We start from the raw sequence: 21,582 nt of genomic DNA on the forward strand, positions 1-21,582 counted from the left end.
CCTCCCCCGGACCCCTCTCATCCGTCGCGCCGCCGCCGCGCCGACCGCGCTGTCCGGTACGCCCGCGAAGACCGGCGCCTCATCCGGCTGTCCGACCGCGGTACGCCGGTATCCGTAGGCGCCCGGCCCGTACCGCACGCGGCACACCCGTACCGTACGGAACCGGCCCGCCGCACACGCGGTGCGGCGGACCGGTTCCCTCCGTACGGCGGAACCGCCGGAAGCGGCGGCGCCTCGTGTGCCGGGCCTACCGGCCCGGCCCGGGCCCCATGCCGCGGCCCTGCTCCGGGCCGCCCCGGTCGCGGCGGCCGCGCCGACCGGTGCCCTTGCCGTCGTCGAACTCCACCTCTTCCCGGTGGACTTCGGTGTTGACCTCCTGCTGCTCGGTGACCCGCTCGGTCTCCAGCCGGATCCGCTCGACCGGCACGTTCTCCTTGCGTACGACGGCCTGCTCCTCGTAGAGCGTGACCTCGACCTCGCCGTCACCGAGCTTCTGCTGCCCGGTCCGGCCGGTGCGGCGCTCTTCGTCGCTGATCTTCTCGCGGACGATATGGGCCTCGTCGTGGCTGACCGGTACGGTGCGGTGCACCTCCTCGGTCGTCACATGCTTGCGCAGCCGCGCGTGACCGGCCTCGTGCGCCTCGGTGCCCAGCTCGACGCGCTCCTCGGAAATGATCATCTCCGGGTTCTGCTCCTTGGAGCGCGCGTCGGTGTCCCGGCCGCGGGACATGGCCATGGCACCCGCCCCGGCGCCCGCCAGCGGCCTGGACTCGGCCCGCTCCCGGCGGCGCTCCTCCGGCGGACGCATGCCGGGCGCCCCGGCGGCTCCGGCGGTGCCCATTCCGGCACCGGTGGTCGTCGTGGTGCGGCCAGGCACCGTGCCGGAGGGCGCTGTCCCAGGACGCGCTATCCCGTAGTGCCGGTACAGCCGCTCCTCCTCGCCCGGTTCCAGGTGGCCGTCCGCGTCGATCCGCGGCGCGTCCTTGATCTGGTCCTTGGTGTACGGGACCTGGCACTCGTCACCCACACGCCGGGCGCCGGCGAGCGGTACGAAGGTCTCCTTCATGCCGAACAGACCGGTGCGCACGGTGATCCACTCGGGCGCGTCGGTGGCGTCGTCCCGGTATATCTGCTGGATCGAGCCCACCTTGGTGCCCTGCTTGTCGACCACGTTCTTGCCGGTCAGATCCTGAGGGTTCTCACCCAGGGGTGCGTTCATGGCGTCGCTCTCCTTCCGCACGCGCCGGCAGGGGGCACGCGCACTTCCCATTGCGCGTCGCCCCGCGAAGCGCAGCGAGTCGGAAAACCCCCGCAGCACCGGTCCGGCGGCGTGTTTCCGGGGCGCCCGGCATCGCCCCGCGCTACGCCGAACGGGTGAATCGTTGCAGGATCACCCACCGGGCCCGACGCCCGTACGACAACGGGCCACGACGCCCGTACGACAACGGGTCACCACACCCGTACGCCAACAGGCCACGACGCCGGTACGGCACCGGGCCCGGACTCCCGCCGCAGCGGGGGTCCGGGCCCGGTGGTGCACGGTCCGGCCGTGGCGTCAGTCCGCGAGGTTGACCGCGCGCGCCGAGGTGGCGCCGATCTCCTCGGCGATCTCGCCCAGCACCGCCGTCGGGATCGTGTCGTCCACGGTCAGCGCGACCAGCGCCTCGCCGCCCGCGTCGGCCCGGGACACCTGCATGCCCGCGATGTTGATGCCCGCCTCGCCGAGGATCCGGCCGAGCGTGCCGACGACGCCGGGGCGGTCGCCGTAGCGCAGGAAGGCCATGTGGTCGGCGAGCGCGAGGTCGATGGAGTGCTCGCCGACCGCGACGATCTTCTGCTGGTTCTTGTTGCCGGCCAGGGTGCCGGAGATGGAGATCTCGTCGCCGCCGGCCAGGGTGCCGCGCACCGTGACCACGTTGCGGTGCTCGGCCGACTCGCTGCTGGTGGTCAGGCGCACCTCGACGCCGCGCTCCTGCGCGAACAGCGGGGCGTTCACATACGAGACGGTCTCGGCGACCACGTCCTCGAACACGCCCTTGAGCGCGGACAGTTCCAGCACCTTGACGTCGTGCTGGGTGATCTCGCCGTACACCTCGACGTCGAGGCGGACCGCGACCTCGCCGGCCAGCGCGGTGAAGATCCGGCCGAGGCGCTCGGCCAGCGGCAGCCCCGGCTTGACGTCCTCGGCGATCACGCCGCCCTGCACGTTGACCGCGTCCGGCACCAGCTCGCCGGCCAGCGCCAGGCGCACCGACTTGGCGACCGCGATGCCCGCCTTCTCCTGCGCCTCGCCGGTCGAGGCGCCCAGGTGCGGGGTGGCGACGACCTGGTCGAACTCGAACAGCGGGGAGTCCGTACAGGGCTCGGTGGCGTACACGTCCAGGCCGGCGCCGGCCACCCGGCCCTCCTTGAGGGCGCTGGCGAGCGCGGTCTCGTCCACGATGCCGCCGCGCGCGGCGTTGACGACGCGTACCGTCGGCTTGACCTTGCGCAGCGCGTCGTCGCCGATCAGGCCGATGGTCTCGGGGGTCTTGGGGAGGTGGACGGTGATGAAGTCCGAGACCTCCAGCAGCTCGTCCAGGGAGACCAGCTTGACGCCCATCTGCGCGGCGCGGGCGGGCTGCACGTACGGGTCGTAGGCGACGATCTTCATGCCGAAGGCGGACATCCGCTGCGCGACCAGCACGCCGATCCGGCCGAGGCCGACCACGCCGAGGACCTTCTCGGACAGCTCGACGCCGGTGTACTTGCTGCGCTTCCACTCCCCGTTCTTCAGGGCGGTGTTCGCCTGCGGGATGTTGCGGGCGGTGGCGATCAGCAGGCCGCAGGCCAGCTCGGCGGCGGTGACGATGTTGGAGGTCGGCGCGTTGACGACCATCACGCCGGCCTTGGTGGCGGCGGACACGTCGACGTTGTCCAGGCCGACGCCGGCGCGGGCGATGACCTTCAGCTTGCGGGCGGCGGCGATGGCCTCGGCGTCCACCTTGGTGGCGCTGCGTACGAGGATCGCGTCGACATCGGCGATGGCGGGCAGCAGCTCGGCGCGGTCGGCGCCGTTGCAGTGCCGGATCTCGAAGTCCGGGCCCAGGGCGTCGACGGTGGCCGGCGAGAGTTCCTCGGCGATCAGAACGACAGGTTTCGAGCTCACGTGGTCTTCATCCTCACTAGTCCTGGGGGCCCCTCCCGTGCCCCTTGCGGCAACGGGCGAGGACGGCCGTCCCGACGGCCGAAGGCGGTGAAGGGGGCAGCCGCGTGGAAGACGCACGACGCTGTGAGCCTGACGCGCTTGTGCTGTGCAGTGTAGTGGCGGGCCCCTTCCGTTCATCCGCCGTTTCGGAAGGATCACCCGGTAGTGGTGTGACGGGATGGACAACACCGCGCCGCGGGTGAGCCCGGCCGGTCATGGCGAACGGGGCCGCGGCGGCTGCCACGGCCCCGTGCCGGACGGCTTACTGCTCCTCGTCGACCCAGCTCATGAGCTTGCGGAGCTTCTTGCCGGTGGTCTCCAGCAGGTGGTCCTCGTCGGCCTTCTTGTACTCGTTGTACTTCGGCAGACCGGCGTTGTACTCCGCCATCCAGTTGTTCGCGAAGGTGCCGTCCTGGATCTCGGCGAGCACCTTCTTCATCTCGGCCTTGGTGGCGTCGTTGACGATCCGCGGGCCGGTGACGTAGTCGCCCCACTCGGCGGTCTCGGAGACCGACCAGCGCATCTTCTCCAGGCCGCCCTCGTACATGAGGTCCACGATCAGCTTCAGCTCGTGGAGGCACTCGAAGTACGCGATCTCCGGCTGGTAGCCGGCCTCGACCAGCGTCTCGAAGCCCGCCTTGACCAGCGCCGAGGCGCCACCGCAGAGCACCGCCTGCTCACCGAAGAGGTCGGTCTCGGTCTCCTCGGTGAAGGTGGTCTTGATGACGCCGGCGCGGGTGCCGCCGATGGCCTTGGCGTACGACAGGGCCAGCGCGAAGGCGTTGCCCGAGGCGTCCTGCTCGACGGCCGCGATGCACGGCACGCCGCGGCCCTCCTCGTACTGGCGGCGCACCAGGTGGCCCGGGCCCTTGGGGGCGACCATGCACACGTCGACGCCCTGCGGGGGCTTGATGAAGCCGTAGCGGATGTTCAGGCCGTGCCCGAAGAACAGCGCGTCGCCGTCCTTGAGGTGGTCCTTGACCGACTCCTCGTAGACCTTGGCCTGGATCGGGTCCGGCACCAAGATCATGATGACGTCGGCCTCTTCGGCCGCCTCGGCGGGGCTGACCACGCGCAGCCCCTGCTCCTCGGCCTTGACCTTCGACTTGGAGCCCTCGTGGAGGCCGACGCGCACGTCGACGCCCGAGTCGCGCAGGGAGAGGGCGTGGGCGTGGCCCTGGCTGCCGTAGCCGAGAACCGCAACCTTGCGGCCCTGGATGATGGACAGGTCGGCGTCGTCGTCGTAGAACAGCTCGGCCACTTCGGGTATCTCCTTGGATCTAGCTGGTTGCCGACACATTACGTCGGGCTCGTGAGAAATGGTTCAGGGGTCTCGCGATACGGTCCGTACGGGCCCGTACGCTCAGGCGGAGCGGTCGAGCGCGCGCAGCGAGCGGTCCGTGATGGACCGGGCGCCGCGCCCTATGGCGATGGTGCCGGACTGCACCAACTCCTTGATGCCGAACGGCTCCAGCATCTTGAGCATCGCTTCGAGCTTGTCGCTGCTGCCGGTCGCCTCGATCGTCACCGCGTCCGGGGAGACGTCGACGGTCTTGGCGCGGAAGAGCTGCACGATCTCGACGATCTGCGAGCGGGTCTCGTTGTCGGCGCGCACCTTGGCCAGCACCAGTTCCCGCTGGACCGCGGAGCCGGGTTCCAGCTCGACGATCTTCAGGACGTTGACGAGCTTGTTGAGCTGCTTGGTGACCTGCTCCAGGGGGAGCGATTCGACACTCACCACGATGGTGATGCGGGAGATGTCGGGGTGCTCGGTGACGCCGACGGCGAGCGAGTCGATGTTGAATCCGCGGCGGGAGAACAGCGCGGCGATCCGGGCCAGGATGCCGGGGGTGTTCTCCACCAGGACGGAGAGCGTGTGCTTGGACATGGTCGGTCTTCTTCCTTCTATCCGCGAAACTCGCGTCCCGGTCGCTCAGTCGTCTTCGGAGTCGCCGAAGTCGGGGCGGACGCCGCGGGCCGCCATGACCTCGTCGTTGGAGGTGCCGGCCGCGACCATCGGCCAGACCTGGGCGTCCTCGTGGACGATGAAGTCCACCACCACCGGGCGGTCGTTGATCGCGTTCGCCTTGGCGATCACCGCGTCCAGCTCGGCCGGGTCCTCGCAGCGCATCGCGACGCAGCCCATCGCCTCGGCCAGCTTGACGAAGTCCGGCACGCGGGTGCCGGCGCCGGCCACCTCCGCCGTGGCGGCGCAGTCCTCGGGGCCGCTGTGCAGGACGGTGTTCGAGTAGCGCTGGTTGTAGAACAGCGTCTGCCACTGGCGGACCATGCCGAGGGCGCCGTTGTTGATGATGGCGACCTTGATCGGGATGTTGTTCAGCGCGCAGGTGACCAGCTCCTGGTTGGTCATCTGGAAGCAGCCGTCGCCGTCCACGGCCCAGACCGTACGGTCGGGACGGCCGGCCTTGGCGCCCATCGCGGCCGGGACCGCGTACCCCATCGTTCCGGCGCCGCCGGAGTTCAGCCAGGTGGACGGCGTGTCGTAGTCGATGAAGTGGGCGGCCCACATCTGGTGCTGGCCGACGCCCGCCGCGTAGATGGTGCCCTCGGGGGCCAGCTCGCCCAGGCGCTGGATGACCTGCTGCGGGGCCAGGCTGCCGTCGTCCGGGTGGGTGTAGCCGAGCGGGTAGGTCCCGCGCCAGCGGTCGAGGTCCTTCCACCAGGCGGTGTAGTCGCCGGTGTGGCCGGCCGCGTGCTCGGCCTGGAGGGCGACGACCAGGTCGGCGATGACCTCGCGGGCGTCACCGACGATCGGCACGTCGGCGGCGCGGTTCTTGCCGATCTCGGCCGGGTCGATGTCCGCGTGCACGATCTTGGCCAGCGGGGCGAAGGAGTCCAGCTTGCCGGTGACGCGGTCGTCGAAGCGGGCGCCGAGCGCGACGATCAGGTCGGACTTCTGGAGGGCGGTGACGGCGGCGACCGTGCCGTGCATGCCGGGCATGCCCAGGTGCTGCGGGTGGGTGTCGGGGAAGGCGCCCAGCGCCATCAGGGTGGTGGTGACGGGCGCGCCGGTCAGCTCGGCCAGCACCTTCAGCTCGGCGGTGGCGCCGGACTTCAGCACGCCGCCGCCGACGTACAGGACCGGGCGCCGGGCCTCGGTGATCAGCCGGGCGGCCTCGCGGATCTGCTTGGCGTGCGGCTTGGTCACCGGGCGGTAGCCGGGCAGGTCGGTGTGCGGCGGCCAGGAGAAGGTGGTCTGCGCCTGGAGGGCGTCCTTGGCGATGTCCACCAGGACCGGTCCCGGGCGGCCCGTGGAGGCGATGTGGAACGCCTCGGCGATGGTGCGGGGGATCTCGGCCGCGTCGGTGACCAGGAAGTTGTGCTTGGTGATCGGCATCGTGATGCCGCAGATGTCCGCCTCCTGGAAGGCGTCGGTGCCGATCGCCTTGGAGGCGACCTGGCCGGTGATCGCGACCATCGGGACGGAGTCCATGTGGGCGTCGGCGATCGGTGTGACGAGGTTGGTGGCACCGGGCCCCGAGGTGGCCATGCAGACGCCGACCTTGCCGGTGGCCTGCGCGTAGCCGGTGGCGGCGTGGCCCGCGCCCTGCTCGTGGCGGACCAGGACGTGGCGGACCTTCGAGGAGTCCATCATCGGGTCGTACGCGGGGAGGATGGCGCCTCCCGGGATGCCGAACACGGTGTCGGCCCCGACCTCTTCGAGCGAACGGATGAGGGACTGCGCGCCCGTGACGTGCTCCACGGTGGCGGGCGCGTGCGCCCCGCCGGAGTGACGGGCCCGCGGCTGCGGATGGTGGGCCCCGGTGGCCTGCTCGGTCATCTGCGTCTCTTCTCGAAGCTGAGGGTTTTGGTGGGGTATGGGGGCGGTTATGCAACAAAAAACCCCTCGTGCCGTGAGGCAAGCGAGGGGAGCGCGCCGGTGCGGAGCGCTGGGCTTCTCAAGTGACCCAGCTTCAGCCGACGCGCTTTCCAAGTACGAGAATTCGGGTGCGCATGGAACTGACCCTCCCCCCGGGGCCAGCCGAGTGTCAAGTGGGTGGGACGGAGGTCTCACTATTTGGGCGCAGCGGAGGCCGTGCCAGGGCCGCTTCCGCTCCGTCCCGGCCGTCTCCCGGCGCGAATCGTCTGGGCAGTTCGCCCAGCACCCGTCCGGGTGACACCGGTTCGCGCCCCTTCTTGACGTGCCGTACGGGCAGGCCCGTACCGCTGAGCACCACGGCCCGGCCCTCGCTGCCCGGACCGGGCACCGGATAGCAGCCCTGGGTCAGCGCGCGGCGCAGCCGGTGTTCGTCCAGCGGCCCGGAGAAGGCCATGCCCTGGCCGTGTGTGCAGCCCATCGAGCGCAGCGCGACGACCTGCTCGGGCAGGTCGACGCCGTCCGCGACGGACTGCATGCCGAGGTCGGCGGCGATCCGCAGCAGCCCCGATGTGATCTTGTGCAGCCGGGCGGAGTCCACCACCCCGTCGACCAGGTCACGGTCCAGCCGCAGTACGTCCACGGGCAGCCGGCGCAGCGCGCCGATGGCGGCCGCGCCGCTGCCGAAGCCGTCCAGGGCGATCCGCACCCCCAGGCGGCGCAGGGCGACCAGGCGCCGCTCCAGCTCCTCCAGAGGTATCCGCGGATCGGTGTCGGCCAGCTCCAGGACCAGCGACCCGGACGGCAGGCCGTGCCGGGACAGCAGCGCCTCGATGCTCTTGGGCGGCAGCGCGCGGTCCAGCAGCCGGTGGGCGGAGATGCGCACGGCCACCGGGACCGGATGGCCCGCCCGGTGCCGGCCGGCGGCCTGCTGCACCGCCTCCTCCAGCTGCCAGCGGCCCAGCTCGGCGGTGCGGTCGCCGTCCTCCTTGAGACGGCCGCGGTCGCCGACCCGCAGGAACTCGGCGGGCGTGAAGAGTATGCCCTGGGCGGAGCGCCAGCGGGCGAGCGCGGCGACCGCCGTGATCCGGCCGTCGGCCAGCTCCACCACGGGCTGGTGCAGCAGCGCGAACTCGCCGTCGTGCAGCGCGGTGCGCAGCTTGGTGGCCAGCTCGGCGCGGCGCACCACGTCGGCCTGCATCTGGGGTGCGTACAGCTTGACGCAGCCCTTGCCCGCCTGCTTCGCGCGGTACATCGCCAGGTCGGCGTTGCGCATCAGGGGGCCGGGGGTGATGCCGGGCTCGGCGAAGGCGACGCCGATGCTGGCGGCGACCCGGACGTCCCGCCCGTCGATCTTGTACGGGTCGGAGAGGCGGATCCGCAGCCGGTCGGCGACCTCCAGGATGCGGTGCTCCCGGGCGGCGTGGTCACGGGTGCCGTCGCCCATGATCAGCGCGGCGAACTCGTCGCCGCCCAGCCGGGCCGCGGTGTCCCCGGCCCGTACGGATTCGGCCAGTCTGCGGGCGGCCTGGACGAGCAGTTCGTCACCCGCCTGGTGACCGATGGTGTCGTTGACCTGTTTGAAGCCGTCCAGGTCGATGTAGAGCACGGCCGTGCCCCGGTCGGTGGCGCGGCGGCCGGTCAGCGCCTGGCTGACCCGCTCGGTGAACAGGGCCCGGTTGGGCAGGTCGGTGAGCGCGTCGTGCGAGGCGTTGTGCTGGAGCTGCGCCTGGAGGCGGACGCGTTCGGTGACGTCGCGGGAGTTGAAGATGAGGCCGCCGTGGTGCCGGTTGACCGTGGACTCCACATTGAGCCACTTCTCCCCGCCGGGGCGGTTCTCCCCCGCGCGGAACCGGCACTCGATGCGGGTGGTCGGTTCCTCCTCGGGCCGGGCCGCGAGGAATCTGCGGACCTCGTGCACCACGCGCCCCAGGTCCTCGGGATGGATGAGGGAGGCCAGCTCGGAGCCGACCAGTTCCTCCGCGTCCCGGCCGTAGACCCCCGCGGCGGCGGGGCTGACGTAGCGCAGTATCCCGGTCGGCGCGGCGATCATGATGACGTCGCTGGAGCCCTGGACCAGGGAACGGAAGTGGTTCTCCTTCTGGGCCAGTTCCTGCGTGAGGGTGATGTTGTCGAGCAGCATGATGCCCTGCCGCACGACCAGGGCGAGGACGACCGTGCAGCCCGTGAAGAGCACCACGCGGTCGATGCGGCGGCCGTCCAGGACGTTGTACAGGATGCCCAGGGTGCACACGGCGGCGGCCAGGTACGGGGTGAGCGCGGCGAGCGAGCCGGCGATGGGCCGGGTGGCCGCGGAGGTGGCCGGCGGGGTGCGCGGCGCGGCGCGCTCGGGGGCCGCGGCCGAGGTGTCGCCGCCGGGCAGCCGCCGGGCCACCCACGGCGCGTACGTCAGCAGCATCGAGCCGGCGAACCAGCCGGCGTCCAGGATCTGGCCGGAGCGGTAGTGCTCGCGCAGCAGCGGCGAGCTGAACAGCGCGTCGCACAGCACCGTCAGGGCGAGCGCCGCGATGGCGGTGTTGATCGCCGAGCGGTGTGCCGAGGAGCGCTTGAAGTGCAGCGCGAGCACCATGCTCACCAGCACGATGTCCAGCAGCGGATAGGCCAGCGCGAGCGCGCCCTGCGGCACGCTCTGGCCCTGGAAGTGCGCGGTGTGCGCGAGCGCCAGGCTCCAGGACAGCGTCAGCAGCGAGCCGCCGATCAGCCAGGCGTCGAGCCCCAGGCACACCCAGCCGGCCTTGGTCACGGGCCTCTTGGCGAGGACGAGCAGGCCGACGATGGCGGGTGGTGCGAAGAGCAGGAAGCAGAAGTCGGCGAGCGACGGGCTCGGGACCGGCTCGCGCAGGACGACTTCGTACCATCCCCAGATGCCGTTGCCGAGCCCCGCCATCGCGGAGGAGGCGGCGAACAGCAGCCAGGCGGGTCGAAACCGGCCGTGGTGCCTGCGGGAGTACAGGAAGCAGGACCCGGCGGCGGTGAAGGCGGCCAGGCTCAGCCCGAAGTCACCCATGAACAGGGCGAGTTCGGAGGATCCCCAGCCGAGCGCGGCACCCAGGGCGTAACCGCCGCAGACCACCGCGAGCACGACCTGCGGCACCACCCCGGGGGCCCCGCCGGCCTGCACCGGCGGCCGGGAGAGGACCGCACCCGTGGCGCTCACCGCTCTCTCCTCCCGTGCGCCACCGGGCATCGTCGTGGTCGGTGCGCGCGTGACACCCGGCGCGCCCCGGGCCCCGGAGGTGTCCCTCCGAGTGATCGCGGAGTGCTTGTTTCGCGATTCGTCCATCGGCCGTACATCGCCCGTCGCCCCCCTCGGTTCCGGTCTTTCGCGCTGCGCCGCATCACCGCCGGCGCGGTCCCCGCTCGGACGATACACCAGGTTCGTCACTCAGGGACATAGCTCCTCTACGCAGCGTGACTGTCGGTGGGATGCCGATACCCAGTGCAGTCGTACGGCCCCGTAGAGCTACCCGCAAGGGGTCCGGGCAGGATTCACCCGGCCGTAGCCACGACGTTGCGCAAGGGTTCGCCGGTGGCGAAGCGGGACAGCTGATCCCTCAGGAGACGCTTCGCGCGGGGCAGGAAGGCAGAACTGGGGCCGCCTACGTGTGGAGTGATGAGCACGCCGGGAGCGTGCCACAACGGGTGCCCGGCGGGCAGCGGTTCCGGATCGGTGACGTCGAGGGCGGCGCGCAGCCGCCCGGATTCCAGCTCCGTCAGCAGCGCCTTGGTGTCCACCACGGCGCCGCGCGCGACGTTCACCAGCAGCGCCCCGTCCTTCATGCGCGCCAGGAAATCACTGCCGACCAGGCCACGGGTGGTGTCGGTGAGCGGCGTCGCGATGATCACGACGTCCGCCTCGGGCAGCACGGCGGGCAGTTCGGCGAGCGGAAGCACGGGCCCGCGCACGGTCTCACGTGCGGTGCGCGCAATGCGTGCCACCCGCGCACACTCGAACGGTGTGAGCCGGTCCTCGATCGCACTGCCGATCGAGCCGTAACCCACTATGAGCACCGTCTTGTCGGCGAGGGCGGGCCGGAAGCCGGCCAGCCACCGCTCCGCGTCCTGGCCGCGGACGAAGTCCGGGATGCCGCGCAGCGCGGCGAGCGTGAGGGTGAGCGCCAGTTCGGCGGTGCTGGCGTCGTGCAGCCCGCGGGCGTTGCACAGCCGGGTCCCGGGAGGCATGTGGGGCAGCGCGGGCAGCATGTGCTCGATGCCGGCGGTCAGCGTCTGTACGGCCCGCAGGCCGGTCATCTCCGGCAGCGGCCGTACGGACGCCTCCGCGCTCTTCATGTAAGGGACCACATAGAAGGCGCAGCGGGCGGGGTCGGCGGGGAACTCGGGCCCGGCGTCCCAATGGACGTAGCGGAAGCCGTCCGGCAGTCCGCCGACTTCGTCAGGAGGGATCGGGAGCCATACGTCGTTCGCGGTGGTGCGCGGGTCCTCGGATGCCATGGCCCGAGGCTATGCGATGGCCCTCCGTGCCCAGACGTTAGTTTGGTCAGGCCCTTGATCGGGGGCGAGGGGATGGAGGCACGACCGCGTGGAGCGCAGGACAATCGGGGCTACAGCGCTCGAAGTGGGTGCTATCGGACTCGGCTGCATGCCGATGAGCTGGGGGTACACCGAGTCGCAGCGCAACGGGGAGGGCTCGCTGCGCGCCGTGCACGCCGCGCTCGACCGGGGCTGCACACTGCTGGACACCGCCGACATGTACGGGCCGTTCACCAATGAACTGCTGGTCGGCCGGGCCCTGAAGGAGCGCCGCGCGGAGGCTTTCGTCTCGACCAAGGTGGGGCTGCTGGTGGGCGAGCAGCACATCGTCGCCAACGGGCGGCCCGGGTACGTCAAGCGCGCCTGTGACGCCTCGCTGCGCCGTCTCCAGACCGATGTGATCGATCTCTACCAGCTGCACCGGACCGACCCCGAGGTGCCCATCGAGGAGACCTGGGGCGCGATGGCGGAGCTGGTGGCGGCCGGGAAGGTGCGGTCGCTGGGGCTGTGCGCGGTGGGCGCGCGCGCCGGACGCCGCCGGGGCGCGCGGCTGTACGACGGGACGCTGCGCCAGCTGGAACGCGTCCAGCAGGTGTTCCCCGTCAGCAGTGTGCAGGCCGAGCTGTCGGTGTGGTCGAAGGAGGCGCTGGAGCAATTGCTGCCGTGGTGCGTCACGCGGGGCGTGGGTTTCCTCGCCGCGATGCCGCTGGGCAACGGCTTCCTCACCGGCACGCTGACGCCCGGCCAGGGCTTCGAACCGGAGGACATACGGGCCCGGCACCCGCGCTTCACGGCCGAGATGATGGCCGCCAACCAGCCGGTGGTGGCCGGCCTGCGCCGGGTCGGCGCGCGCCACGGGGCCACGCCGGGGCAGGTGGCGCTGGCGTGGGTACTGGCGCAGGGGCGGCACGTGGTGCCCGTACCGGGTACGAAGAAGGAACGTTGGGCCGCCGAGAACGCCGCGGCGGCCGGCCTGGTGCTGGACCGCCGCGACCTGGCGGAGATCGCGGCGCTGCCGCCGGCGCGGGGGTCGTGGGACTAGGCAGCGCGCTGTCGTCAACCTAGCAGGGCCGGGAGGGGTGGGGCCGGGGGCGGTTTGGGGGTGGCGGTTTGGGGACGGCGGTGGCTGGTTGGCGGGTGCGGGGCGGCAGCGGCCCGTTGTGCCGGGCGGCAACGGCCGGTCGTGCCGGGCGGCAACGGCCGGTCGTGCCGGGCGGCGACGGCCGGTCGTGCCGGGCGGCGACGGCCGGTTGGCGGGTGCGGGGTGGTGGTCCGGAGTGGGGGCCTGACTTGGCGGGTGGGGTGTGGTGTCGTAAGGCGGGTTCCGTCGACGAGAGGACTTCGCCGTGCAACGACGCTCCGTGACCTCCGTGTTGGCCGCCGCCTCGCTGCTGCTCGCGGCGGGGTGCTCGTCCGGCGGCGCGCCGGGCGGGGCCGGCTCCGCCGCCGCCTCGTCCCCGGGCGGCCCGCGGCCCTCAGCCTCGGTCTCCGCCTCCGTCTCCGCCCCGCCCGCCAAGGGCTCGGCGACGGTGACCGGCACCCTCACCACGGATCTCACCTCACCCTGGGGAGTGGCCGCACTGCCGGACGGTGACCTGCTGGTGTCCTCGCGCGACACCGGCAAGATCTTCCGGGTGGCGGCGGACGGCGGCCGCAAGACCGAACTGGGGACGGTGCCGGGGGTGGCGCCGGGCGGCGAGGGCGGTCTGCTGGGGCTCGCGGTGGCGCCGTCGTACGGCCGGGACCACCAGGTGTACGCGTACTTCACCACCGAGTCCGACAACCGCGTCGCCCGCATGCGCTACGACGAGAAGAAGCTCGCGGGCCAACAGCTGGGCGCGCCCGACACGGTGCTCAATGGCATTCCGAAGGGGCAGGTCCACAACGGCGGCCGGATCGCCTTCGGCCCGGACGGGATGCTCTACGCGGGCACCGGCGAGACCGGCGACACCGGCCTCGCGCAGGACAGGAAGTCGCTGGGCGGCAAGATCCTGCGCATGACGCCGGACGGCGCGCCGGCACAGGGCAATCCCGACGCCGGTTCGGTGGTCTACAGCTACGGGCACCGCAATGTGCAGGGTCTGGCCTGGGACGCCGAAAGGCGGCTGTGGGCGGCCGAGTTCGGCCAGAACACCTGGGACGAGCTGAACCTGATCGAGCCGGGCAGGAACTACGGCTGGCCCGAGGTGGAGGGCAAGGGGCGGGGCGACGCGCGGTTCGTGGACCCGGTGGCGCAGTGGGCGACGGCGGACGCCTCGCCGAGCGGTATCGCGTACGCCGAGGGGTCGATCTGGATGGCGGGGCTGCGCGGCGAACGGCTGTGGCGCATCCCGCTCGCCGGGCGGGAGACGTCGGCGCCGCCGCAGGCGTTTCTCCAGGGGGAGCACGGGCGGCTGCGTACGGTCGTGCCGGCCGGGGACGGCGGGCTGTGGCTGGTGACCAGCAACACGGACGGGCGCGGGGAACCGAAGAAGGGCGATGACCGGATTCTGCGGCTGAAGGTGAGCTGATGACTGGAGGTGAGCTGACGGCTGAAGGGGAGCTGATGACTGGCGGGGCGGGGACGGCCTGCCGGGGGGCGCGGCGATCGGCTCGCGTCCGGGCCCGCCCGGTCCGTATCCGCCCGGTCCGTACCCACCCGGCCTGAACCCGCCCGATTCGCACCCACCCGACCCGTACCGCCCGGCCCGTACCCGCCCGTTTCGTTCCCTTGGTGCCTACACTCGTCGTACGGGGCCGGCCACGTCGTCAGGGGGCGGGATGTTCAACCTGGTGGAGGAACTGTTCGCGCCGGGGCGCAAGCACACCGACGAGGAACGGCGGCGGCTGACCCTGGTGGTCACGGACACCGGCGACAGCGATCCGGGCAAGGGGCCGATAGATCTGTCCTCGGGCAAGGTCACCATCCGCCTACCGGAGCAGGAACCGCCGCCGGACTCCTGACGGGGCAGCCGTCCTCGCGCCCGGCCGGCCCTCGCGCGCAGCTGGCCCTCGCGCGCGGTCCGTCCCGGCACCTGGCTCGCCCCTCGTGCCCAGCCCGTCCTCGCGCCCAGCCCGTCCTCGCACCCGGCCCGCTCACCCCGCGCCGCTACCCCGCCGACAGCTCCGTCGGCGACTCCGCCGGGGCGAACAACCGCAGCCGGTGGGCCATCGCGCCCGCCTCGCCGCGGCCGGAGACGCCCAGCTTGGCCAGGATGTTGGAGACGTGGACGCTGGCCGTCTTGGGCGAGATGAACAGCTCGTCGGCTATCTGGCGGTTGCTGCGCCCGGCCGCGACCAGGCGCAGGACGTCGCGCTCGCGCGGGGTCAGGCCGAACGTCTCGGCGGGCGGTGTGACGGCGGCCCGCTCCTCCGTGGGCCGCGCGGCATCCGGCTCCGGCCGCCCCGCCAGGGGTATTCGGGCGCGCTGGGCGAGCCGTTCGATCCCGTCGGTGAGCGACCGGGCGCCCATCCCGCCGGCTGCGTCGCGGGCCTGGACGAGCAGCAGCGCGGCGGCCTCGCGCGGCGTGCGGCCCTTCAGCCCGGCCGTTGCCCGCGCGGCGTCGTGGAGCAGCGCCTCGGCCCAGCGGTAGGCGGCCACGGCGAGTTCCCACGGGCGCTCCACCTGCTCGAAGGCGGCCACCGTGGCGGCCCAGGCGTCCGGTGCCGGGCGGCCGGCGGCGCGCAGCAGCTCGGCCTCCACGGCGCTGCCGTACGCCACCCAGACGGGTGATACGGCGGGCGTGCCCTTCGCGGCCTGCCGGATGCGCGCGAGGGTGGCGGGCCGCCCCGGCTCGGCGGCGGGCAGACCGCGCAACTCCGACTCGGTGGTGGCCGCCGCCCACAGCAGCGGCCAGACATACCGCTGGGTGCCGGGCGGAAAACCGGTTTCCAGGGCCTGCCGGAGGATGTCGCGTACGTCCGCGACGCGGCCCCGGGCGGCGGCGATCTCCAGGGCGTACCGGGTGAGGGGGAGGGAGTGCTGCGGCTGGAGGTCGTGGGTGCCGTAGTGCTCCCGGGCGACGGCCAGATGCCGTTCCGCGCGGTCCACGTCGCCCTCCTTCAGGGCGAGGTCCGCGAGGCGGTTGGTGGCCAGGGCGCGGGAACGGGCGCTCAGCGAGCGGCGGCGGGCGGCCAGGGCCGCTTCCCGCGCCTGCTCCCAGCGGCCCAGTGACTGGAGCGACTCGGCGCGGTTCCCGCTGACCCAGCTCGTGCTCTCCTTCAGGCCGTAGTGCTCGGTGAGGGCGAGGCCCCGGTCCGCCACCTCGACGGCTTCCGCGGAGCGGCCCACGCCTTCCAGTGCCGAGGAGAGGTTGATGTGCCCGCGGGCGACCACCGAGGAGCAGCCGCGGGCCACCGCCCGCTCCAGGACGGCGCGCAGCTGCTCCAGTCCGCCCTCCACATCGCCCGAGTCGACCCGCAGGCCGGCCAGGGTGACCAGCGAATTCAGCTCCTGCTCCGTGTCGCCGACGAGCCGGGCCAGCTCCACGGCGCGCTCGGCCGTGGCGAAGCTCTCGGAGCCGGGGGTGTGCAGCATCGCCCAGGACGCGGACTGGGCGAGCACGGCGGCGTGCACCGAGGACGGCGGCAGGCCGCGCACCAGCTCCTGGGCACGGGCCAGTTCGGTCCAGCCGTCGCCGCGGCCGGTGCCCTGCACGAGGCGGGAGCGCTGGAGCAGGAACCACGCCGTGCGCAGCGGGTCCTTCTCCGCGTCGAGGGAGCGCAGGGCGCGCTTGGTGATCGTGAAGGCGCGCTCGGTGTCCCCGGACAGGCGCGCGGCCACCGCGATCTCGGCGAGCAGATCCATGAAGTGCAGCGCGTCATCGTCGCAGCCGCAGGCCGGGTACGCCTCGGCGTAGTCCGCCGGGCGCACGGCGCGGCGGACCTCCTTGGGCGCGTCGTCCCACAGCTCCAGTGCGCGGTCCAGCAGCCGCAGTTGCTCGGTGTGGGCGTGGCGGCGGCGGGCCTGGACGGAGGCGGCGAGGACGGCGGGCAGCGCCTTGGCCGGGTCGTGGGCGTGGTACCAGTAGCTGGCCAGGCGGGCGGCGCAGGTGTCGGCGCGGACCAGCGAGGGGTTGGCCTCCAGGGCTTCGCCGTACCTGCGGTTGAGGCGGGTGCGCTCGCCGGGCAGCAGGTCGTCGACGACGGCCTCGCGGACCAGGGCGTGCCGGAAACGGTAGCCCGTGCCGTCCCGGTCGGGCACCAGGGTGTTGCTGCCGACGGCCGCCCGCAGCGCCTCGATGAGGTCGTCCTCGGGCAGGCCGCAGACGGCGGCGAGCAGTTCGTGTTCGACCGTGGAGCCGCCCTCGGCGGCCACCCGCACGACCCGCTGGGCGTCCTCGGGCAGCGCCTCGACCCGGACGAGCAGCAGGTCGCGCAGCGGGTCGCTGAGGCCGGTCAGACAGCCGTCCCCGATGCCGCGGGCCAGCTCCTCCACGAAGAAGGCGTTCCCCTCGGAGCGCTCGAAGACCCGGTCGACCAGGGCCTCGTCGGGGTCGCGGCCGGTGATGCCGGCGATCTGGGTGCGCACCTCGGAGCGGTTGAAGCGGGCCAGTTCGACGCGGTGGATCGTACGCATACGGTCGATCTCGGCCAGGAAGGGGCGCAGCGGGTGGCGGCGGTGGATGTCGTCGGAGCGGTAGGTGGCGACGAGGAGGATGCCGGCGTCGTTCAGGGCGCGCAGCAGGTAGGAGAACAGCTCCCGGGTGGAGCGGTCGGCCCAGTGCAGGTCTTCGATGACGACGGCGAGCGGGCGGTGGGCGGCCAGGCGCTCCAGGAGCCGGGCGGTCAGCTCGAAGAGGCGGGCCCGGCCCTGCTCGTCGTCGTGCGCCTCGCGGGCGGGCTCGCCCAGCTCGGGCAGGATGCGGGCCAGTTCGCCCTCCTGGCCGGAGACGGCGGCGGCCAGTTCCCCGGGCAGCTGGGCGTTGAGCAGGTGCAGGACCGCGGAGAACGGGGCGAACGGCAGGCCCTCGGAGCCGATCTCGATGCAGCCGCCGATCGCGACCAGGACGCCGTCGGCCCGCGCGGCGCACGCGAACTCCTCGATGAGCCGGGTCTTGCCGACCCCCGCCTCGCCGCCGATGAGCAGCGCCCGGGGCTCGCCCGACTCCTTGATGCGGGCGAGAGCGCCGCGCAGTGTGCCTAGCTCACTGCCGCGGCCGACGAACACCGGACTGACGGACCTGGTTTCCACGCCGCTGAGCATCGCACAGGGGTCTGACAACGCGGCAGTGGTCATGGTCACGCGAGACGGCTCCCGGGGCCCCGGTCGGGCCACGGGAGCCGTGTCGGTCGAACGGCTCACCGGCCGGCCCGCCGGTCAGGCGGCCCTGGTGAACCGGTCGGGCGAGCCACTCACCCGCCTTTCCGGGCCGTCGGCCCCGGAGCCGCCCCGGCGCGCGCGGCGGGCCTTGCGGGCCTCGTTGGCAAGTCGCTCGCGGTCGGCCTGGCGCCGCAGTTCCTCGTAGCGGGCGCGGAGTTCGAGTTCCCCGTAGAACATGGTGTGCTCCCTGGTTCCGGCGTGGGCACGGTGACACCTGAGGGCGGTGTCCTGTTGACGTGCTCCAGCCTGCTCGCCCAGAGGGGCGCGCCACATCGGGCAGGTTCCCGATCTTGGGGAGTACGGGGGCCTTAGCCGCGCGGGGCCCCGGAGCGGCGGATCCTTAGGCGGCCGCTCACGGCCTTAGGGAATGCCGGGTTCCGGGGCCCGCCGAGGCGTCGGTACCTCAGGACCCGGAGGCCCCGGCCCCGCCGCTCTTGGGCAGCGTGGGCAGGCTCGCGAACAAGTCGAAGTACATGCCCGCGGAGACGATGATCCCCAGCACGCCGAGGGCGATTCCGCCCCAGGCCACGGCCCGTACCCAGGCCGGGCGGGTACGGGTGAGGACCAGGCCCGCGACCACCACGGCGAGCAGCGCGAACAGGCCGTTCACCAGGGCGTGGGTGTGCCAGGGGGCGCCGTAGACGGTGCCGATCTGGTCGGTGGCCTTGCCGGTCTGGAGCTTGATCTGGCCGAGCAGCGTCTGGCGCTCGGCCAGGACCGTGCCCATCCAGGTGCCGGTGAGCGAGGCCAGGCCCAGCCCGGCGGCGACGACGGCGCCGGCGCCGGACGCCACCGAGCCGGTCGCGGTGGCGGCGGCCGGCGGCGCGTCCGCCTCGGCGTCCTCGGTGTCTTCCCGGTCCTCGTCGGCGGCGTCGGTGCCGCGCGGGGCGTCCTCGTCGACCGTGGCGCCGGCGGGCGGCTCCCCGTCCGTCTTCCCGGCCCCGGGAGCCTCGGACGTGCCGGTGGCCTCCGTCGTACCGGGGGCCTCGGCGGCCTCGGCCGCCTTCGTGTCGTCGGTGCGCGCTTCGGTCTTCGTCGTGTCCATGGGCGCGACCGTAGGTGCCGCGTCTGAGAGACCTATGAGAACGCCCGTGACGCGGGGGAAACCGGCCACACCGGTGGACGTACGAGCCGTCCGGGACTGCGCGGCCGGCCCGCCCGGCCCGGGACCGCCCGTCAGCGCCGTACCAGCCCTTCGCCGCCCTGCCGCTGTCCCGGGACGGCAAGCGGAACCGCAACCGGAACCGCCGGCCCGTCCGCCCCGGTGCCCGGCACCGGCCCGCGGTCCGGCGCTGCTTCCGGCGGCTCGATGCTGATCCGCGGCAGCCGCCGCTCCAGCCACCCCGGCAGCCACCAGTTCGCGCCGCCGAGCAGGTGCATCAGGGCGGGGACGAGCAGGGTGCGCAGGACGAAGGCGTCCAGGGCGACGGCGGCGGCCAGGCCGATGCCGAACATCGCGACGATGCGGTCGCCGCTGAGCACGAACGCCGCGAAGACCGCGATCATGATGACCGCCGCCGAGTTGATCACCCGGCCGGTCTCGGCCAGCCCGACCCGTACGGCGCGGCGGTTGTCGCCGGTGCGCCGCCACTCCTCGTACATCCGGCTGACCAGGAAGACCTGGTAGTCCATGGAGAGCCCGAACAGCACGGACACCATGATCACCGGCAGGAACGGCTCGATCGGGCCCGCGCTGCCCAGCCCGAGCGGTTCGCTCCCCCACCCCCACTGGAAGACCGCCACCACGATCCCGAACGAGGACGCGACGGCCGCGACGTTCATCGCGGCGGCCTTCAGCGGTATGCCGATGCTGCGGAAGGCGAGGAGCAGCAGGACGCAGCCCAGGCCGATGACGGTGCCCACGAAGAGCGGCAGTTTGCCCACGATGACGGCGGCGAAGTCGTCGTAGCTCGCGGTCACCCCGCCCACGTGGACCTGCATGCCGGTGCCCTCGGCGGCCTTCGGCAGCACCTCGTCGCGCAGCCGTTCCACCAGGTCGGAGGTCTGCCGGGACTGCGGGGAGCCGTCCGGTACGACCGTGATCACGCCGGTGCTGCCACTGCCGTCGAACTCCGGGCCCTGTACCTGCGCCACACCCGGGGTGCTGCGCAGTTCGGCCGGCAGCCGGTCGAAGGCGAGCCGGTCCTTGGCCCCGTCGAGGTCGCCGACCAGGGACAGCGGCCCGTTGGAGCCCGGCCCGAAGCCCTTGGCGAGCAGGTCGTACGCCTGGCGGGTGGTGCTGGTGGCGGGGTTGTTGCCCTGGTCGGAGGTGCCCAGGTGCAGGGAGAGCGTGGGCAGTGCCAGCAGCAGCATGAGGGCTGCGGCGGCCGCCCCCAGAAGCTTGGGATGACGTTCGACGAAGCCGGACCAGCGCGCGGCGAAACCGGCGGGCGGCTCGGGAAGGGGCCCCTCGGCGGCCAGCCGCCGCCGTTCGCGCCGGCTCAGCGCCCGCTCCCCGATCACGCCGAGCAGCGCCGGGAGCAGGGTGATCGAGGCGGCGACGGTCAGGACGACGGTGAGCGAGGCGGCGAGGGCGACACCGTTGAGGAAGCCGAGCCGCAGCACGAACATGCCGAGCAGGGCGATGCAGACGGTGGCCCCGGCGAAGACCACCGCACGCCCGGAGACGCTGACCGCGCGCTCGGCGGCCTCCCGTACGGAGAGGCCGGATTTCAGCCCTCTGCGGTGCCGGGTCACGATGAAAAGCGCGTAGTCGATGCCGACCCCGAGGCCGACGAGCATGCCCAGCATCGGGGCGAAGTCGGCCACCGTCATGGCGTGGCCGAGCAGCGCGATGCCCGCCGAGGCGGTGCCCACGCTCACCACCGCCGTGACCAGCGGCAGGAGGGTGGCGGCGAGCGATCCGAAGGCGAGGAAGAGGACGACTCCGGCGGCCGCGAGGCCGATCGCCTCGGCGAGGTGCGTCCCCGAGGACTCGGTGACCGCGATGTCCGCGCCGCCCAGCTCCACCTGGAGTCCGTCGCCCGCGGCGGCCCTGGCGGTGTCCACGACGCGCTGGACCTGCGCCTTGTCCAGGTCCCCGGAGCCGTTGGCGGGGGCGTCGAAGGACAGCTCCGCGTAGGCGGTGTGCCCGTCCCGGCTGATCTGGCCCGCGCCCTGGGGGCCGTACGGGCTCTGCACGGACGCGACCCCGGGCATCCGGGCGATCGTGTCGAGGGTCTGCTGGAGGTCTTTCTGCACGGCGCCCGCGCGGACGGTGCCGGACGCGGTGTGCCACACGATGGTGTCGCCGCCCCGGGCCTGGTCCGGGAACGCCCGCGCCAGCAGGGCTCCGGCCTGCCCGGATTCGGTCCCGGGGACGTCGTAGCGGTCGGAGTAGGCGGAGCCGGCGGTCCCGGCCGCGGCGGCGGCTCCCGCGAAGGCGGCGAGCCAGAGCACGATCACGACGATGCGGCGCCGCAGGCACCACCGGGTCAGTGCGGTCATGGAGCTCTTCGTCTGCTTCCCGGGTCAGGCGCCGATGTCTCCCGGGATGTACCCGTGGTGCCGAACGCGTAATGGAGGGGGAAGCACGGGACCGCCGCCTGCCGACGAAGGAGCGACGGGCCCGTACCTCTTGCAGAGTGACAGCAGGAAAAGATCCTTTGACCCTTTTGTGGACTTCCCCACAAAGGGACCGGGAAGTGGAACTCCGGCCGGGGATCACCGGGCGACCGGAAGGCACCCGGTTCCGACCGGGAGGAGCCCGGTCCCGCCCCAGAGGCGCCCGGTTCCGACCGAGAG

The 21,582-nt window shown here is 72.7% G+C and carries 14 protein-coding genes; 3 read left to right on the forward strand and 11 right to left on the reverse strand.

Annotation, left to right across the window (positions count from 1 at the left end; translation table 11 throughout):
* Positions 1-247: 247 nt before the first annotated feature.
* The 7 genes from CP973_RS31895 to CP973_RS31925 all read right to left on the reverse strand — a co-directional run bounded on the left by CP973_RS31895 (position 248) and on the right by CP973_RS31925 (position 11,498).
* Positions 248-1,219: a PRC and DUF2382 domain-containing protein gene (locus CP973_RS31895; RefSeq protein ID WP_150247298.1), complete on the reverse strand. Its 972-nt coding sequence runs from the start codon at positions 1,217-1,219 to the stop codon at positions 248-250.
* Positions 1,220-1,555: 336 nt separating this feature from the next.
* The gene (gene serA, locus CP973_RS31900) at positions 1,556-3,148 is read right to left on the reverse strand and encodes a phosphoglycerate dehydrogenase (RefSeq protein ID WP_150247299.1); all 1,593 of its coding nucleotides are present in this window, start codon (positions 3,146-3,148) and stop codon (positions 1,556-1,558) included.
* Between the two features lie 301 nt (positions 3,149-3,449).
* The gene (gene ilvC / locus CP973_RS31905) at positions 3,450-4,448 is read right to left on the reverse strand and encodes a ketol-acid reductoisomerase (protein ID WP_030592820.1); all 999 of its coding nucleotides are present in this window, start codon (positions 4,446-4,448) and stop codon (positions 3,450-3,452) included.
* A gap of 102 nt (positions 4,449-4,550) precedes the next feature.
* The gene (gene ilvN, locus CP973_RS31910) at positions 4,551-5,075 is read right to left on the reverse strand and encodes an acetolactate synthase small subunit (RefSeq protein WP_003986033.1); all 525 of its coding nucleotides are present in this window, start codon (positions 5,073-5,075) and stop codon (positions 4,551-4,553) included.
* Positions 5,076-5,120: 45 nt separating this feature from the next.
* The gene (locus CP973_RS31915; RefSeq protein WP_150247300.1) at positions 5,121-6,989 is read right to left on the reverse strand and encodes an acetolactate synthase large subunit; all 1,869 of its coding nucleotides are present in this window, start codon (positions 6,987-6,989) and stop codon (positions 5,121-5,123) included.
* A 208-nt stretch (positions 6,990-7,197) separates the two neighbouring features.
* Positions 7,198-10,203: a putative bifunctional diguanylate cyclase/phosphodiesterase gene (locus tag CP973_RS31920; RefSeq protein WP_425282042.1), complete on the reverse strand. Its 3,006-nt coding sequence runs from the start codon at positions 10,201-10,203 to the stop codon at positions 7,198-7,200.
* 332 nt (positions 10,204-10,535) lie between these two features.
* A complete protein-coding gene (locus CP973_RS31925) occupies positions 10,536-11,498 on the reverse strand; it encodes a 2-hydroxyacid dehydrogenase (RefSeq protein WP_150247302.1) in 963 nt (320 codons plus the stop codon).
* A gap of 88 nt (positions 11,499-11,586) precedes the next feature.
* Here CP973_RS31925 and CP973_RS31930 point away from each other — a divergent pair, with 88 nt between their 5' ends.
* From CP973_RS31930 to CP973_RS31945, 3 genes are all read left to right on the forward strand, one after another.
* A complete protein-coding gene (locus tag CP973_RS31930) occupies positions 11,587-12,579 on the forward strand; it encodes an aldo/keto reductase (protein ID WP_150247303.1) in 993 nt (330 codons plus the stop codon).
* A gap of 319 nt (positions 12,580-12,898) precedes the next feature.
* On the forward strand, positions 12,899-14,047 hold the full coding sequence (locus tag CP973_RS31935) for a PQQ-dependent sugar dehydrogenase (RefSeq protein ID WP_244410143.1): 1,149 nt from the start codon (positions 12,899-12,901) through the stop codon (positions 14,045-14,047).
* A gap of 250 nt (positions 14,048-14,297) precedes the next feature.
* Positions 14,298-14,480, forward strand: coding sequence for a DUF6191 domain-containing protein (locus CP973_RS31945; protein WP_150247305.1), 183 nt, complete (start codon positions 14,298-14,300; stop codon positions 14,478-14,480).
* A 145-nt stretch (positions 14,481-14,625) separates the two neighbouring features.
* On the opposite strand, the gene CP973_RS41505 is transcribed toward CP973_RS31945, so the two are convergent.
* The 4 genes from CP973_RS41505 to CP973_RS31965 form a co-directional block, all read right to left on the reverse strand.
* Positions 14,626-17,721, reverse strand: a complete 3,096-nt coding sequence (locus tag CP973_RS41505) for a helix-turn-helix transcriptional regulator (RefSeq protein ID WP_150250573.1) — start codon at positions 17,719-17,721, stop codon at positions 14,626-14,628.
* A 114-nt stretch (positions 17,722-17,835) separates the two neighbouring features.
* The gene (locus CP973_RS31955) at positions 17,836-18,015 is read right to left on the reverse strand and encodes a hypothetical protein (RefSeq protein ID WP_150247306.1); all 180 of its coding nucleotides are present in this window, start codon (positions 18,013-18,015) and stop codon (positions 17,836-17,838) included.
* Positions 18,016-18,241: 226 nt separating this feature from the next.
* A complete protein-coding gene (locus tag CP973_RS31960; protein ID WP_150247307.1) occupies positions 18,242-18,883 on the reverse strand; it encodes a hypothetical protein in 642 nt (213 codons plus the stop codon).
* Positions 18,884-19,014: 131 nt separating this feature from the next.
* On the reverse strand, positions 19,015-21,285 hold the full coding sequence (locus tag CP973_RS31965) for an MMPL family transporter (protein WP_150247308.1): 2,271 nt from the start codon (positions 21,283-21,285) through the stop codon (positions 19,015-19,017).
* Positions 21,286-21,582: the final 297 nt, after the last annotated feature.

The sequence above is a fragment of the Streptomyces albofaciens JCM 4342 genome, from assembly GCF_008634025.1.
Taxonomy (GTDB): Bacteria; Actinomycetota; Actinomycetes; order Streptomycetales; family Streptomycetaceae; genus Streptomyces; species Streptomyces albofaciens.

Coding starts and splice junctions, on each gene's coding strand:
- CP973_RS31895 (WP_150247298.1), bottom strand. CDS start 1,219: ATGAACGCACCCCTGGGTGAGAACCCTCAGGATCTGACCGGCAAGAAC.
- ilvN (WP_003986033.1), bottom strand. CDS start 5,075: ATGTCCAAGCACACGCTCTCCGTCCTGGTGGAGAACACCCCCGGCATC.
- CP973_RS31915 (WP_150247300.1), bottom strand. CDS start 6,989: ATGACCGAGCAGGCCACCGGGGCCCACCATCCGCAGCCGCGGGCCCGT.
- CP973_RS31925 (WP_150247302.1), bottom strand. CDS start 11,498: ATGGCATCCGAGGACCCGCGCACCACCGCGAACGACGTATGGCTCCCG.
- CP973_RS31945 (WP_150247305.1), top strand. CDS start 14,298: ATGTTCAACCTGGTGGAGGAACTGTTCGCGCCGGGGCGCAAGCACACC.
- CP973_RS41505 (WP_150250573.1), bottom strand. CDS start 17,721: ATGCTCAGCGGCGTGGAAACCAGGTCCGTCAGTCCGGTGTTCGTCGGC.
- CP973_RS31955 (WP_150247306.1), bottom strand. CDS start 18,015: ATGTTCTACGGGGAACTCGAACTCCGCGCCCGCTACGAGGAACTGCGG.
- CP973_RS31960 (WP_150247307.1), bottom strand. CDS start 18,883: ATGGACACGACGAAGACCGAAGCGCGCACCGACGACACGAAGGCGGCC.
- CP973_RS31965 (WP_150247308.1), bottom strand. CDS start 21,285: ATGACCGCACTGACCCGGTGGTGCCTGCGGCGCCGCATCGTCGTGATC.